Origin of the sequence: Bacillus sp. SIMBA_154 (assembly GCF_046536015.1) — a bacterium.
In the GTDB taxonomy this organism is placed as follows: domain Bacteria; phylum Bacillota; class Bacilli; order Bacillales; family Bacillaceae; genus Bacillus; species Bacillus pumilus_P.
The window spans coordinates 1-239 of record NZ_JAWJBV010000620.1; the positions used below are offsets into that span (position 1 = coordinate 1).

At 40.2% G+C, this 239-nt stretch carries 1 protein-coding gene; it reads left to right on the forward strand.

Going from position 1 to position 239, the window contains the following annotated elements; all coding sequences use genetic code 11:
• Positions 1 to 239 (forward strand): RepB family plasmid replication initiator protein (locus R0K30_RS23365; protein WP_410613399.1); only part of this gene is annotated, 239 nt, incomplete at both ends.

Sequence of the window (239 nt, forward strand, 5' to 3'; positions counted from 1 at the left end):
GGCATTAAAAAGTGCGGCTAATGGATTGTTTGAGTCTTATTTTGAGTATGAAGACATACATAAGCAGACAGGGAAGCCAGCACATCGTGTTGTTAGATGGGCACAGACAGTAACCTACATTGATAAAGCTGGAATGATTGAATTGCAATTTACTGATGCTGTAATCCCTCTAATAACGAGGCTCAGTGAGCAATACACAGAGTACGATTTAAAGCAGGTAAGTGAGTTGCAAAGTGAGT